We start from the raw sequence: 16,022 nt of genomic DNA, 5'->3' as shown, positions 1-16,022 counted from the left end.
TGATGCTAATCGTATCACAGAGGTGAAACGTTCTTTTCACGGTTGTGATACGATCGTTTCACCTCTGTGATATGATCTTTTCACAGCCGTGAAAAGATCAGTAAGTATAATCCTTTCGCATAATAACTCCAGTCGCCCTCCCTAATAGTTCCGGACTTTCTTGCTACAAATATAAGAATTACAACCTACGTTGCACTAATTTACCGTTCTTATCATAAAGCATTCGTCGATAAAAAGCCTCCACCATCAACGGAAAGACAAAGAGGGTGAAGAACGTGGCCCCTATTAATCCGCCAATGATCACGATCGCCAAAGGACGCTGGCTTTCCGATCCGATACCGTGGCTCAAGGCGGCCGGAAGCAGGCCGATAGCGGCCATGGAGGCGGTCATTAATACGGAACGTACCCTTGATTTCACGCTCATCTTGATCGAATCTTCCAGAGGATGCCTCTCCCGCAGGTTATTCTTGATGTCCGATATCATGATCACGCCATTCTGTATACAGATACCGAAGAGGGCGATAAAGCCGATACCCGCTGAGATCGAGAAGTTGAAATTCGTGATTAATAGGGCCAAGATACCTCCGACGGCGGCGTAAGGCACGTTCAATAAGACCAGTCCGGCATCCCGGGCGTTGCCGAAAAGGACGAATAGGATCACGAAGATGATCGCTATACTTACGGGGACGACTTGGGCCAAGCGTTTGGTAGCCCGTTGTTGGTTCTCGAAATCTCCAGTCCATTTCAAGGTATAGCCTTCGGGGAGCTTTACCTGCCTCTCCACTTTTCGCTGGGCTTCAGCCACGGCGCTACCCATGTCGCGGCCCCGGACCGAGAATTTCACGGCGCAGAAACGAGCGTGGTTATCCCGGTAGATAATCAACGGGCCGGTAATCGTATGGATATCCGCCAGCTCGCGGATAGGAATCATGGAACCATCCTTTGCCGGAACCAGTATCTTGCCTATCTCATTCTCGCTACGGCGGAAAGCGGATTCGTAGCGGACCATGATATTGAACTTACGCTCGTCCTCATAAAGCAGGGAGGCGCTCTTACCTCCTATCGCCATCTCGATAATGGATTGCACGTCCTCCTTGGCCACGCCGTAGCGGGCTAAACGAGACTCGTTCAACTCGATCCGCAGCTCCGGCTGGCCGATATTCCGGATAACGCCCAGATCCTCGATACCGTCTACGGTCTCCAAGACCTTGAAAACTTCTACCGCCTTTTTCTCCGACTCGTATAGATCCTTACCGAAGACTTTCACGGCGATGGAACCTTTCACGCCGCTGGCCGCTTCCTCTACATTGTCCGAGATAGGCTGCGAGAAGTTAAAATCCACGCCCGGATAGATCGCCAGATCCTCTTGCATCTTCTCGATCAGACCCGCTTTCGAGCGTTCGCTTTCCCACTCTTTCTCGGGATATATATCCACATGGAACTCGATGTTGTAGAAACCTGTCGCATCCGTGCCATCGTTCGGCCGGCCGGTTTGCGACAAGACCTGACGAACCTCCGGATAAGCCGCCAGCTTCCGGCGCATCTGGTTGGCCAACGTAACGGATTCATCCAAAGATATACTTTGCGGTAAGGTCGCACGGATATAAATAGAGCCCTCGTTCAGTTGCGGGAGAAACTCGCTGCCCAACAAGGTGAAGCACCAGATACCTACGGCGGCTACCAGCGTGGCGAACGTGATTGTCCGCTTCTTACGGGCGTGGCACCAGTCGAAAATACCGATCGACTTCCGATTGATCCACGCAAGGAACGGATTATGTTTTTCACGCACCTCTCTCTTTAATAGCATGGAAGATAGGACGGGTACCAATGTCAACGTAAAGATCAACGCTCCCAACAAGGCGAACCCCAAGGTATAAGCGAGCGGGCTGAACATCTTTCCTTCCACCTTCTGGAAAGAGAAGATCGGGACCAAGGCGGTGATGATAATCAGCTTAGAGAAGAAAACCGCTTTCGCACGGTCCTTCGCCGTATGACGGATAATACCCATCTTACTCATCAAATTGAAAGCGGGCATGCCTACTTCACGGGCTTTCCGGTCCAATGCCACGAAAAGCCCCTCCACCATCACGACGGCGCCATCGATAATAATACCGAAGTCGATCGCTCCCATAGATAAGAGGTTGGCGCTCATCCCCATCGCCCGGAGACAAATAAAGGCGAAGAGGAGTGCCAACGGGATAATGATCGACACGATCACCGTCGTACGCCAATCCGCCATGAAGATTAATACGATGAAAGTTACCAGCAGAATACCTTCCGCCAGATTATGTGTTACGGTCTTGACCGCCAGATCTACCAGATTCTCACGATCGTAGAACGATACGATTCGCACGTCTTCCGGCAAGGCGTTTTGTTGGATATCCTTGATCTTATCCTTCAAGGCGGCGATTACCTCGCCGGGGTTCTCCCCTTTTCGCATGACAACGATGCCTTGTACGACATCATCTTCCTCCATGCGGCCGACTTGACCTAGGCGGGGAAGACTGGATTCGTGCACGGTAGCCAAGTGCTTGACAAGGATTGGCGTGCCATTGATATTCTTTACGACGATATTCTCGATCTCTTTTACATCGTTAATCAAGCCAATACCCCGCACGACATAGGCTTGCGAGCTTTTCGTGATCACGTCGCCGCCTACGTTGATATTACTTTTCGCGATAGCGTCATAAAGTTCCAAGGTCGTTACCCCGTAACTGATCAGTTGATTCGGGTTGACGCTAACCTCGAATGTCTTTACCTCTCCTCCGAAGCTGACGATATCCGCTACACCGGGTACGGCCCGCAACTTCCGCTCGATCACCCAATCCTGCAAGGTCTTCAATTCCCGGACGGAACGCTTATCGCTACGTAATGTATAGCGGAAGATCTCGCCGGTCGGGCCGTATAAGGGCTGCACTTCCGGCGTGACCCCTTCCGGCAGGTCGGCGTCGTTCAAGAGATTATAAACTTGCTGGCGGGCGAAGAAATCATCCACCTTATCTTCGAACATCACGTTGATGACGGAAAGACCGAAAAGGGTCGTGCTCCGGATATCCGTCTTTTTCTGTACCGGGTTCATAGCGATCTCGATCGGGATCGTGATAAACTTCTCGATCTCCTCGGCGCTCCTGCCCGGCCATTGGGTGATAATCGTCACCTTCGTATTCGTCACATCCGGAAACGCGTCGATCGGCGTATGGATAAAGCTGGTGATACCGGCGATTACGGCGATCGTGGTACAGAAGAAGATAAAGAATTTGTTCCGGAGGGAGAACGTTATGATATTATCTATGAATGTGTGCATATCGTCTGGTTACTTTAATTCGTTATACACCAAAAGAGCGTTCCGATCTACGATCCGATCCCCATCCTTCAAGCCGGATCGCAGGTAACAGAACTTCTCGGTTTGCTTATACACCGAGATCTCACGCATTTGCAAATATCCCTCCTTCGAGACATAGACAACGTATTCTTTTCCATCCTCGAAAATCACGGCATGGGCGTTTACGCAAGGCATACTTTCTCCTTTTACCGCGCTCTGTACATATACGTTCGTAAACATTCCGGGTTTAAGCATATACTTCTCGTTCCTTAATTTGACTCTTACGCTCATGGTCTTACTTTCTCGGTCTAGCATATGATAGACCTTATCAATCGTTCCCGTAAACTCCATATCCTTATAGGCCAAAGTAGTGATACGAACGGTAGCCCCCTCTTTTACCTTGCTGATATCTCCCTCATAGACATCGGCCATCACCCAGACATCGTCGAGACCGGAAATGGTAAACATCTCCTCCCCTTGATCGGAACGGATCTGCATATCCCGGTTTATATTCTTATCGATGATAAAGCCGGAGACCGGCGCTTTCACCACATAGGTAGATGGGTCTGTTATGTTATAAATGGAATACATTTCTTGGATACGTTTGGTCTCGGCCTCGGCATCGGCTTGCTCTTGCTGGGCTTGCAGGAAGTCCCGGTCGGAAGCCATACCGCTCCGGGCCATATCTTGGGTAGCCTCCAAGTTACGGTTAGCGATAGCCAGTTGATGCTCGGCCTCCTTTCGCTGCTTGTCGATATCAGCGATCTCGCCGCTCCGGATCACCGCTAGGACATCTCCTTTCCCTACGTAATCGCCAACTTCCGCATGAATGGAGGTGACATTTCCACCAAATATCGGATACACATGGGCCACTCGCTCTGGATTGAAACTGACACGGCCATTGAGCAATAACTCGTTGGTTAATGGTGTGTCACGAACCGTATCCAGTGTTATAATCTCCTGTAAACTGTCATTTAATAGTAAAGGTTCCCGGGTATCGACCGAGGTGGTCGCCTGTTTCCCGCAGGAACATACCAAGGGTACTAAAAGGATGCATGTGATTAGATGCTTATTCATATCATTTGATTTGCTTTTAATAGTTGAATACATGGCTACCCGTTACGGTATTTACCTCCTCCAAGGCCAGTAACACTTCTTTTTGAGTTTGGTAAAGTTGCAAGCAGGTTGTTTTGTAGGTCTCATAATAATCGATAAACTCAAGGAGACTGATATTCCGTTTTTGGAAATTCAAGTTCACGCCTTCGATAATCAAGGCGAAATCCTTCTCCAATCCATAGTTCGAGGAACGATAAAGCTGAATCGCCTTTTCCAATCGGGCATAGCTGGTGAATAATTCATTCTCGGCCTGGCGGCGTGCGTATTCTTCCTTATGGGCCTTTTGAGCGACGGATATTTTCGCCGCCCGGATATTTCCTTGATTCCGGTTAAATATAGGAAGGGAGACGCTCAATCCGATCGCCCAATAATCATTGATAAAGTTACCGGCCTTATCATACGTACCCTTTACGCTCACTTCCGGGAAAGCGAGGGAACGTTGTAATCTCACGTCCGCCTCCGAAGCCTTGACGCTTGCTTGCGCCAACTTAAGATCCGGACGTTCGTATAATAAAGAGGTCAATTCTGAGAAAGGGACGGAGTCCATATCGATCTGGTTCAACACAGACTCATCGAATATTGGCTCGAAGGTATCATTGCCGGATATTCCTAGTAAAAGCCGCATGTCTCCTTGAAGGGAGATAACTTGATTGGCGATATCATTCCGCTCTTGCCGCAAAGAGAGCAATAGGGCCTCGATACGGGACTTCTCTAATAAAGAAACATTCCCTTTCTCATTCTGCTCCTTGAGAACCTTCAGCAGATGAGCCAAAGAATCGATCTCACGATCGTAAATGGATTGGGATTTCCGGGTAAAATAAAGCGTTACGAATTTCTCCTTCAACTCGCTCCGGAGGGTTCTTAATACTTCCTCGAATTGGTAAAGGGCCATTTCCTTATGGATCTTCTCCAAACGGACACGTTTGTTTCGCTGTCCGGCGATATAGATCAACTGTTCCACCTCTACGATCGTTTCCCCTTGTTTCCCGAAATCAAAGTAATGCCCGTTCAACCGGTTATAAACATTTTGCTCCAAAGAGACCACGGGATTCTCGAAAAGTTTGGCCTGTACTACTTGGGCCTCGGCTATATCGATATTATACCGTTCGGCTATCACTTCCAGATTGTGTTCAGAGAAACGTTGCTCGGACTCTTTCAAGGAGAGGGAGACAACAGAGGCTTTTGCCCCAGAGAAAAGAAGAGATAAAAAAAGTAAAAGAGTGACTCGTCTGTCCATTTGCGTTAAATTTTACGCAAAGGTAGAAGTCACTCTTTTATCGCTTATGAATATTTAGTTAGAATACTCTTAGGCCAAATTAGAAATTTATTAGAGAGATTTAAAGTATAATATCGTTTTCTTTAATCCTTCCTCCAAACAAACCGTAGGTTCCCACCCATCTAATTTCTCTTTGGCCAACGTAATATCGGGCTTACGTTGCTTGGGATCGTCTCCCGGCAACGGGCGGTATACGATCTTAGAGGAGGAGTTTGTCAAACGGATCACGATCTTGGCCAACTCGTTCATCGAGAACTCTCCCGGATTTCCGATATTTACCGGACCGATAAAATCATCCGAGGTATTCATCATACGAATCATCCCCTCGATCAAATCGTCTACATATTGGAAACTACGAGTTTGGTTTCCATCCCCATAAATCGTAATGTCCTTATTTTGTAATGCCTGTATAATGAAATTAGAGACGACACGGCCATCGTTCGTACTCATATTAGGCCCATACGTATTAAAGATGCGGATGATTTTAATGCGAACCTTGTTTTGGCGATGGTAATCCATAAATAAGGTCTCGGCGCAACGCTTGCCCTCGTCATAACAAGAGCGAGGCCCTATCAGGTTGACATTTCCCCAATAGCTTTCCGGCTGCGGGTGTATCATGGGATCTCCATACACCTCACTGGTAGATGCTTGTAATATCTTAGCGTTCACCCGTTTTGCCAGACCTAACATATTGACCGCTCCTAACACGGATGTCTTGATCGTCTGTATCGGATCTATTTGATAATAAACTGGAGATGCGGGACATGCCAAATTATAAATCTCATCGACCTCGGCTTGGAACGGTATAGAAACATCATGCCTGATCAACTCGAAATGTGGATTTTTCAGCAGAGGAATCACATTCTCCTTACTTCCCGTAAAATAGTTATCCAGACAAATTACTTCATTTCCTTCTTCTAAAAGACGGGCACATAAATGAGAACCGATAAAGCCGGCGCCCCCGGTGATAAGTATTTGCTTCATTATATTAAATTTATTTCGTGAATTTCACCCTATAAGGTGGATCCGGACGTAAATAATCTATATCCAGATAAGGAATCTTAGGATAGATCAAGTCCAGATAGCGGAGGTCTAAGGGGCCGGGAACGACTTCTATCCGTACCTTAGCGACACCTTTATCGATAAAATCCAATATTTCGGCGGCGCTCGCTGATACATCAATGATTCGTTTTCTATAACGAGGTCCACGATCCGTTACGCATACAATGGTACTTTTCATATTCTCCAAGTTCGTGACTCTTAAAAAAGTACCAAAAGGATACGTACGATGCGCGGCGACTAATTCTTCTTTATCATGAACCCTTCCACTGGATGATTTCCTGCCGTGGAAACGATGATGGTAATACGAAGCAAGTCCTTCCTCCTGTGCCCATATTCCTTCTCCACACTTAACTGCGGCAAATATAAGTAATATGTAGAACAAGCGGAAGGACATGTACCTTTTTTAATCAATTATTGAAGCATTTTTCCATTATATTCTCCGTTCAAAGTCCTTAGAAAAACAACGATTTTTTCAACTTCTACATCATTGATCTCCTTTCCGATCTGGAACTCATGCATGATACGGATCGCATCCTCTACAGAGGCTACCGTTCCGTCGTGCATGTACGGATAAGTCAGCATCACGTTACGAAGTGTCGGGGTTTTGAACTTATGACGATCGGATTCTTTCTTAGTCACGGCATAGCGTCCGTTATCACCGTCCGTCAACCCTGTATTCCGGTAATCGAAATAGCTGTTCTTGATACCCATGAACTCGTAAGATTGACCACCGACATTTACACCAACGTGGCAAGTAGCGCATTTATTGTCCTTGAATAGTTGATAACCCTCTAATTCTTCCGCTGTAAGCGCATTTTTATCTCCCATCAAGTATTTGTCAAAACGACTCGGCGTAAGCAAGGTCTTCTCAAACTCAGCGATAGCGTCCGTGATCGTAGATTGAGAATAACCTTCCGGATACACTTCCGTGAATTTCTTCGTGAAATCCTTATCTTGCGCTAAAGCCTCGCAAATCTGGTCGAATGAGGTACAACCCATTTCCACTGGGTTCAATGGAGGACCAGCCGCTTGCTCTTTTAGGTCTGCCGCACGTCCGTCCCAAAATTGAACGAAATTAAGCGCCGCATTATATACGGTCGGAGCGTTAACACCACCGAACTGTCCATTAATACCTTCCGAATATTGCTTACGGTCTACACCACCTGTGTTCAATCCGTGGCAAGTAGCGCAAGAGATCGTATTGTCCGCAGACAAACGAGTATCATGATACAGGGCAAAACCCAACTCTACCTTTGCCGGATCTGTAGGCAAGCTCTTCATTAGAGGCTGAAGAGGCTCATTCTTAAATTCTTCCGCTACGGTTTCGGTCGTGAAACGATCTTTACGGACATTCTTCGCCCATGAAATGATCACCGCTTTCTCATTGTCGTCAAGGCTGGTTCCCCAGTGCATCGGCATATGGGAATACTTAGCCGGGGGCATAGAGCCGCTTAGGGCCGTATTCTCCACCTTCGCCAAATCAACCTCTGAAACGGGCTGCCCGTTCTCCAAGGCTTCCACCATAGCAGTCAAGTCCACATAGTGAACGGCCTCCTTCATGTCTGCCTGTACTACGGGACCGATCAACGGTAAATTACCGTAAAATGGCAGAGGCGCATTTTCAGAGTGGCAGGCCAAACAGTCGTTTTCCCGCAGGATAGAGGCCACTTGCTTACCTTCATTGTCGGCAAATTTCTTGTATTCGGAAGAACCGCACGAGGTAACCGCAAAGGCTAAAGCGCAGAGTCCTACCGGTAATGCCGTCATTTTAGCATAAATTGTTTTACGCATAACTATATTTATTTAGATTTATTAAGTGCAAATATAGAACAATTCACTTACATGTACCCTAAAAGCCTTGGATTTCATTGATCAGTTTTATCTATGGGAAGATAAATAGAATCTATGCGGTGGGCTTCCATCCGCAGCATCACGGCAAGCTCCTTCCTATAATGCCCAGTATGAGGTTCTAACAATGGGCAATATAAGGATGTTACAATGCCCATTATAAGCAGCTAACAATCGCAGTTATAAGCAGCCGCCAATCGCTATGTGGATAATCCGATTTTTTTATATAGCTTTGTCTCATTATGTATAATCAATAAATTATAAGGCAAAGATGTTTAAGAACAAAGTTGTATGGATTATCATCGCTATCGTAGCGATATTATTCTTTTGGGTGAAAGGTGTGTATAATAATATGGTAACTCAAGACGAAGGCGTGAAAACCGCATGGAGTCAAGTTGAGAACCAATATCAACGCCGTATGGATTTGATCCCGAATCTGGTAAATACGGTAAAAGGATACGCCGCACATGAGAAAGAGACTTTAGAAGGTGTGGTCAACGCTCGTGCCGAGGCGACGAAGACTACGATTGATCCTTCTAACCTTACTGAGGAATCCTTGAAGAAATTCCAGTCCGCACAGGGTGAGTTAGGAAATGCCCTCTCCCGTTTGATGCTTGTTTTAGAGCGTTATCCAGACTTAAAAGCGAATCAAAACTTTATGGAGCTTCAAGCGCAATTGGAAGGGACCGAAAATCGTATCTCAGTAGAGCGTAAACGTTTTAATGAGGTAGCTCAGTCTTATAATACCTATATTCGCCAATTCCCGAACAATATTTTGTCCGGAATGTTCGGCTTCCAATCGAAAGCTTATTTCGCCGCTGAATCCGGTGCGGAAAAGGCTCCTAAGGTAGAATTCTAATAGCCATTCGCTGAATGAGTGAGATAAAGAATATAAGATCTAGGCGCAAGTGTCCGGTAAGCCTTTTATGGATCAGTTTATTGCTGGTTGGTTTTGCCTCCTCTATTTTCGCGGCAAAGGATTATTCGATCGAGACCATTCCGAACGTACGTCTTTCCAACCGGTTGAACCATGTCAGTAATCCGGATGGTATCATTACCCCGGATGACGCGGCACGTATCAATCAATTATTAAATGTAGTGGAAGATAGTCTCGGTATCGAGGTAGCTGTCGTTGCCGTGAATAGCATCGGGGATCAGGATGCCCGGATGTTCGCCACAGATCTATTTAAGCATTGGGGCTTGGGGCAGAAGAGCAAGGATAATGGTTTATTGATCCAGTTGGTGACGGAACCTTCCCAACGTTCGGTCGTTTTCGAGACGGGATATGGCATCGAGGGTGTCTTACCCGATGCGATTTGCTACCGGCTCCAGCAGCGGTATATGATGCCCGATCTAAAGGCCGGGGATTATAGCGCCGGCATGTTGAAAGGAGTCATGGCGGTTACCAAGTATTTAATGTCCAGCGACTATGAACGGGCAGGCATGACTGGCAACCGTTCTTCTTCCTCGTCCGATGATGATTTTATGTGGATATTCGTGGTGGGGATTATCGGGATGATCGGTTTCTCGGCGTTTATCGCATACTTAAAGTATCGTCCGAAGGCATGCCCCCGTTGTGGAAAGAAAACCTTTGTGTATATGGGGCAGCAGGTGATCCGGGAAGCGACTCGTTTTTCGGAAGGTCTGGCCGAAGATGTATATCGCTGTAAGAGTTGCGGGTATACAGAGAAAAAAAATCGTACCATCGACCGCATACACCGAGGAGGAGGTGGCCCTATTATTATGGGGGGCGGTGGTGGTTTCGGAGGTTTTAGCGGAGGCGGCGGTGGCGGCTCTTGGGGAGGTGGAAGCTCCGGGGGTGGCGGTTCGATCAGTCGTTTCTGAAAATACGATTATTCGCATTATTTTATACAAGCGGTCACGTAAAACCTTATGTGACCGCTTGTGTTTTCGTATCTTATTGCTCTTTCAGATAGTAGTCGGAAAGTATATCCCGTACCTTCTCGGGAGTAACCCTTCCATAGACCTTCCCGCCGATCATGACCACCGGAGCCAATCCGCAAGCACCGACACAGCGTAAGCAATCCAAGGAGAACAAACCGTCCGGTGTAGTCTCTCCTACCTTTATTTCCAATTGACGTTGCATTTCTTCCAGAACATTTTCCGCGCCACGCACGTAACAGGCCGTTCCCAGACAAACCGAGATGGGGTATTTCCCCTTGGGGGTCATCGTAAAGAATGAGTAAAAAGTAACTACGCCATATACCCTTGAGACCGGGATATTCAATTCGGCGGCGATAACCTGTTGGACTTCCGGTGGTAAATATCCGAACAAGCCTTGGGCGGCGTGCAAGATATTGATCAACTCCCCGGGATCGTTGTTGCGTTCAGCGCATATCGCATGTAGCTCCGCTACTTTTGTTTTAGGCAAATGTATCTCATTCATGGCTTATTTACTTTTTTCAGTTTCTATATACATACCGATTACTTCCTTACGATCTATGTAATGGGTATGCAGTAATTTGTGGGCTTTCGGTCCGCAAGGCTCTCCCAAATACTCGCTGTATAATTGCTGGATATACGGATTCTCATGGCTCTTGCGAAGCGGTTTGTTAGCGTCTTCCCGGTAAAGAGCGGCAGCACGCCGGCGAAGTACCTCCATACGGCCTCGGTGGAACGGTTGTCCGCCACCGCCGATACAGCCTCCCGGACAAGCCATCACCTCGATCGCATGATAAGGAGAGGTACCGTTCTTCACCTCCTCGATCAATTTGCGGGCATTCCCCAGACCATGAGCGATACCGATCTTTACCGGAGTCCCATTAAAATCGATGGTAGCGCTACGAATACCTTCCAGCCCGCGTAACTCCTCGAAGTCCACTTTATCCAGATTTTTCTTCGTATATAATTCATAAGCAGTACGGCAAGCGGCCTCGATAACACCTCCGGTAGTACCGAAGATCACGCTCGCTCCGGTAGATTCACCCAACGGGCGATCGAACTCACCATCCGGCAGTTCATTGAAATCTATATTCGCATAACGGATTAAACGGGCTAACTCACGGGTATATATCGAATAATCTACATCGGGATTACCTTCCACGCTAAACTCCGGGCGGCTAGCCTCATACTTCTTCGCCAAACAAGGCATGATAGATACGACTACCAAATCCTTACGGTCCACTCCCAACTTCTCGGCGAAATAACTCTTGGCGATCGCTCCGAACATTTGCTGCGGGCTCTTGGCTGTAGATAAATTATCCCGTAACTCGGGGAAATGTTGTTCCACAAAGCTAACCCAACCCGGACAACAGCTCGTCATTAACGGTATTTTCACCTCTTTGTCTCCATTTAGGTAACTACCTAGGCGATGTAATAATTCCGTTCCCTCTTCCATAATGGTCAAGTCGGCGGCAAAGTCCGTATCGAATACATAATCAAAACCCAATTGACGCAAAGCTGAAACCATCTTGCCTGTAACCAATGTACCCGGCTCATACCCGAAATCACGTCCCAACGCTGTGCGAACCGCCGGCGCTGTCTGGGCGATAACAATTTTAGTAGGATCGGCCAAAGCGTCCAAGACCGGCTGTTGCGTATTACGTCCGCTAAGTGCGTTTACAGGACAGACGGATACGCATTGTCCACAATAAGAACAGGTACTTCCGGCCATATCCCGTTCGAAAGCTGTCGATACGGCCGCGTTAAATCCACGGTTCACAGCAGTCAAGGCGCCAACCGTCTGTATCGTATTGCACATGGTCTCACAACGGCGGCACATGATGCATTTGTTCATGTTCCGGACAATAGAAGGGGAACGATCTATCATAAATGTAGACATTTCTCCCTTATACCGGATCTCGCGGATTCCTAGGTCGTGCGCGATCTTTTGTAACTCGCAATGTCCGTTGCTACTACATGTCAGGCATTCCGCCGGATGATTCGAGAGGATCAGCTCCATCACCGTCCTGCGGGCATTCATTACCCGAGGGGTATGTGTCCGTACGACCATACCTTCCGTACATTCCATTTTACAGGATGGGGCTAAATTTCTACGTCCCTCGATCTCTACGACACAAATACGGCAAGCTCCCGGATTATTCTCATAATGCAAATCCTCCAGTTTCATATAACAGAGTGTCGGGATATGGATACCTACACTTTTTGCCGCATCTAAAATGGTGGTTCCTCTCGGCACTTCCACCTCTTTATTATCTATGATTAATTTAATTGTTTCCATGATTGTAAATGAATTTAGTGGACATAAATCGCTCCGAACTTACACTTCTCCATACAGGTACCGCAACGGATACAAGCTTGCGGATCGATAATATGAGGAATTTTCCGTCCACCTGTAATTGCGTGCACCGGACAAACACGGGCACAGAGCGTACATCCTTTACATTTCTCCGGATTGATGAAATATTGAGTAAGTTCCCGGCATTGATGAGACGGACAACGATGCTCCCGGACATGCGCCAGATATTCATCGTAGAAATTATCCATCGTAGATAAAACCGGATTCGGAGAAGTCTGTCCCAAGCCGCATAAAGCGGTATCCTTAATCACCATCGCCAGATTCCTTAGACGGGTCAAATCCTCTTCGGTTCCGTTTCCACTCGTAATTTTCTGCAATATTTCATGTAAGCGTTTATTACCGATACGGCACGGTGCGCATTTACCGCAAGATTCCTCGACCGTAAAGTCCAGATAGAACTTAGCCATGGCTACCATACAATCATCCTCGTCCATGACGATCATACCTCCGGAACCCATCATGGAACCAGCGGCAAGCAAATTATCATAATCTATAGGAAGATCTAGATGCTTTTCTGTCAAGCAACCTCCTGACGGGCCACCGGTTTGCACAGCCTTAAACTTCTTTCCATCCTTGATACCTCCCCCAATTCCAAAGATAACCTCACGCAAAGTCGTACCCATAGGAACCTCGATCAGCCCCACATTGTTTACCTTTCCAGCCAAGGCGAACACCTTTGTTCCTTTGCTTTTCTCCGTTCCGATACTACTGAACCATTTAGCGCCTCTTAACAAGATCACCGGGATATTCGCATAAGTCTCTACGTTATTTACATTGGTCGGACAACCTTTATACCCGTGTTCACTAGGGAACGGCGGCTTTACGGTAGCCTCGCCTCGCAAACCTTCCATACTGTGGATCAAAGCGGTCTCCTCTCCACAAACAAAAGCTCCGGCACCGTACCGGATCTCGATATCGAATGAGAAATCAGTCCCAAATATATTCTCGCCCAGCAATCCATATTCTTTCGCTTGCCGTATGGCTATTTTCAAACGTTCCACGGCTAGCGGATATTCGGCACGGATATATACCAAACCTTTGCTAGCTCCCGTACAATATCCATTAATCGCCATAGCCTCCACAATCGAATGCGGGTCGCCCTCCAATATGGAGCGATCCATAAAAGCGCCCGGGTCGCCCTCGTCCGCATTACAAACCACGTATTTTTGAGGCGCTTGTACCTTACGGGTAATCTGCCATTTCAAGCCTGTGGGGAAACCACCGCCCCCACGACCCCGTAAACCACTATCCATGATTTCCTTGATTACTTCCTCGGGAGTCATTTCCACAAGGGCTTTTCCTAACGCTACATAGCCGTCACGAGCGATATACTCATCGATATTCTCCGGGTTGATAAAGCCACAATTTCGAAGGGCGATTCGTAGCTGTTTCTTATAGAATCCGATATGCTTGGAGTCCGGAACCAGCTCACGGGTCTCTGGATTCATATAAAGTAACCGTTCCACTTTACGGCCTTTTACCAAATGCTCCCGTACGATCTCGTCCGCATCCGATGGTTGAACTTGTACGTAAAAAGTGTTATCGGGGATCATCTTAACCACCGGACCCTTCTCGCAGAAACCGAAGCATCCGGTACGGATCACTTGTGTATCCTCTAATCCGTATTGCTCGACGGCGGCTCTCAGATTCTCGATGATCTGCTCGCTTTGTGATGCACGGCAACCTGTGCCACCGCACACCAATATATAATTCGTGTATTGTGCCATTTATGTAAGATATTAAATTTCTTATTCGGGTTTTACGGTGGTGTAAGTTACAGGAATGATGCCATCTACCAAGATACCCTTACAGATATACTTATCTATGATCTCTTCTACTTTTGCCTTATCGACATAACCGAATACCAACGGCTCCTGACCCGGAAGCTTGATTTCGATAGTCGGTTCCGCATAACAATAGCCCATGCATCCGGTTTGAGTTACCAACGCATCGATTCTCTGCCGGTCTAAAACCTCGATAAAATAACTCATTATCTCCTTGGCTCCGGCAGCTATACCGCAAGTGGCCATAGAAACCTTAATTTGTACGAGCTGATCAGGGGTATTGCTTTTTTCACGCAGATCCAAAGACGCACGAAGAGATTCACGCATTTTCTTGAGATCATCTAATGTCTTTACTTTGTTCATGGTCATATTCTATTATTTAAGGAAAACACCGTAATGTCATTTGCACAAACATACGGAATCTCTTTCAAATAATATCATATTTCCGTGAATTTTTCTTCGACACGTGATTGAGATATCTTGGAATTGGGAGGTACACTATGGGTGAGCCAGATGTTACCCCCGATAATAGATCCTCGGCCAATAGTGATCCGTCCTAATATGGATGCGTTGGAATAAATGGTCACATAATCCTCGATGATCGGGTGACGGGGCAAATCTATCGGAAGTCCTTCCTCGTCCAGCGTAAAACTCTTGGCTCCTAACGTCACACCTTGATAAAGGCGGACATGGTTTCCGATAATGGCGGTTTGTCCCACGACAATACCCGTTCCATGATCGATACTGAAATATTCTCCGATCTGCGCCCCGGGATGAATGTCGATCCCGGTTTGCGAGTGTGCCATTTCCGTAATGATACGCGGGAGTACCGGTACGCCTAGCTCGAATAATTCATGAGCGACCCGTTGATGTAAAAGCGCGTAGACCGCCGGATAACAGAATATAATCTCACTCACGCTCTTGGCTGCCGGATCACCATCCAAGATGGCCTTTACATCGGTGGACAGTAAATATTTGATATGAGGAATCCGGTTAATAAAAGCGATCGAGATCTCGGAAGCCCGGTCCTTGGAATCACAACAACGCTCTACCTCAAAACAAAGTCCATTATATATTTGCTCTTGCAAGAGATCATAGATCTTTTCCAAATAGACTCCCGTATAATATTGGATAGAGCCTAATTGAGCCTCTTGTTCCGTACCAAAGAATCCGGGGAAGATAACCGTACGTAATAGGCGCATGATCTCATGCAACGTAGCGACTGAAGGCGATGGCTTCTGATGCAACGGGATATATTTGTATTCCGGTAGATCAGGAGCCGACAGCCGTTCTACGTTCTTCTGTATCTGTTCTAAAATCGCTGTTCTATTCATC

General features: G+C 47.1%; 13 protein-coding genes. 2 read left to right on the top strand and 11 right to left on the bottom strand.

The genetic code is table 11. The features are described from left to right. Positions 1 to 178: 178 nt before the first annotated feature. The 6 genes from ACYIA1_RS06615 to ACYIA1_RS06590 all read right to left on the bottom strand — a co-directional run bounded on the left by ACYIA1_RS06615 (position 179) and on the right by ACYIA1_RS06590 (position 8,567). Entirely contained in the window at positions 179 to 3,304 is a 3,126-nt protein-coding gene (locus ACYIA1_RS06615) for an efflux RND transporter permease subunit (protein WP_480334778.1), read from the bottom strand. A 9-nt stretch (positions 3,305 to 3,313) separates the two neighbouring features. Continuing rightward, entirely contained in the window at positions 3,314 to 4,399 is a 1,086-nt protein-coding gene (locus ACYIA1_RS06610) for an efflux RND transporter periplasmic adaptor subunit (protein WP_121961134.1), read from the bottom strand. 16 nt (positions 4,400 to 4,415) lie between these two features. Then, positions 4,416 to 5,675, bottom strand: a complete 1,260-nt coding sequence (locus ACYIA1_RS06605; protein WP_141806838.1) for a TolC family protein — start codon at positions 5,673 to 5,675, stop codon at positions 4,416 to 4,418. Positions 5,676 to 5,765: 90 nt separating this feature from the next. Continuing rightward, entirely contained in the window at positions 5,766 to 6,698 is a 933-nt protein-coding gene (locus tag ACYIA1_RS06600; protein ID WP_122297240.1) for a UDP-glucuronic acid decarboxylase family protein, read from the bottom strand. Positions 6,699 to 6,708: 10 nt separating this feature from the next. Then, complete coding sequence (locus ACYIA1_RS06595; protein ID WP_005857026.1) at positions 6,709 to 7,170, bottom strand: septal ring lytic transglycosylase RlpA family protein; 462 nt, start codon at positions 7,168 to 7,170, stop codon at positions 6,709 to 6,711. 17 nt (positions 7,171 to 7,187) lie between these two features. Further along, positions 7,188 to 8,567 carry a cytochrome c peroxidase gene (locus ACYIA1_RS06590; protein ID WP_009017426.1) on the bottom strand — a complete coding sequence of 460 codons (1,380 nt, stop codon included), beginning with the start codon at positions 8,565 to 8,567 and terminating at the stop codon, positions 7,188 to 7,190. A gap of 328 nt (positions 8,568 to 8,895) precedes the next feature. Here ACYIA1_RS06590 and ACYIA1_RS06585 point away from each other — a divergent pair, with 328 nt between their 5' ends. Both ACYIA1_RS06585 and ACYIA1_RS06580 read left to right on the top strand, forming a co-directional pair. Further along, a complete protein-coding gene (locus tag ACYIA1_RS06585; protein WP_005857030.1) occupies positions 8,896 to 9,483 on the top strand; it encodes a LemA family protein in 588 nt (195 codons plus the stop codon). Positions 9,484 to 9,497: 14 nt separating this feature from the next. Then, on the top strand, positions 9,498 to 10,469 hold the full coding sequence (locus tag ACYIA1_RS06580; protein WP_005862349.1) for a TPM domain-containing protein: 972 nt from the start codon (positions 9,498 to 9,500) through the stop codon (positions 10,467 to 10,469). Between the two features lie 73 nt (positions 10,470 to 10,542). On the opposite strand, the gene ACYIA1_RS06575 is transcribed toward ACYIA1_RS06580, so the two are convergent. The 5 genes from ACYIA1_RS06575 to ACYIA1_RS06555 form a co-directional block, all read right to left on the bottom strand. Beyond that, positions 10,543 to 11,031, bottom strand: a complete 489-nt coding sequence (locus tag ACYIA1_RS06575) for an NADH-quinone oxidoreductase subunit NuoE family protein (RefSeq protein WP_005857033.1) — start codon at positions 11,029 to 11,031, stop codon at positions 10,543 to 10,545. Between the two features lie 3 nt (positions 11,032 to 11,034). Then, entirely contained in the window at positions 11,035 to 12,825 is a 1,791-nt protein-coding gene (locus ACYIA1_RS06570; RefSeq protein WP_122379655.1) for an NADH-dependent [FeFe] hydrogenase, group A6, read from the bottom strand. A gap of 14 nt (positions 12,826 to 12,839) precedes the next feature. Next, positions 12,840 to 14,630, bottom strand: a complete 1,791-nt coding sequence (locus ACYIA1_RS06565; protein ID WP_158532601.1) for an NADH-ubiquinone oxidoreductase-F iron-sulfur binding region domain-containing protein — start codon at positions 14,628 to 14,630, stop codon at positions 12,840 to 12,842. Positions 14,631 to 14,651: 21 nt separating this feature from the next. Beyond that, positions 14,652 to 15,050, bottom strand: coding sequence for a (2Fe-2S) ferredoxin domain-containing protein (locus tag ACYIA1_RS06560; RefSeq protein ID WP_158532600.1), 399 nt, complete (start codon positions 15,048 to 15,050; stop codon positions 14,652 to 14,654). Between the two features lie 74 nt (positions 15,051 to 15,124). After that, the gene (locus tag ACYIA1_RS06555) at positions 15,125 to 16,021 is read right to left on the bottom strand and encodes a serine O-acetyltransferase (RefSeq protein WP_005857041.1); all 897 of its coding nucleotides are present in this window, start codon (positions 16,019 to 16,021) and stop codon (positions 15,125 to 15,127) included. Position 16,022: the final 1 nt, after the last annotated feature.

The sequence above is a fragment of the Parabacteroides sp. KHUB-02 genome (assembly GCF_056640955.1).
This window is presented reverse-complemented; position numbering and strand designations above follow the sequence as displayed.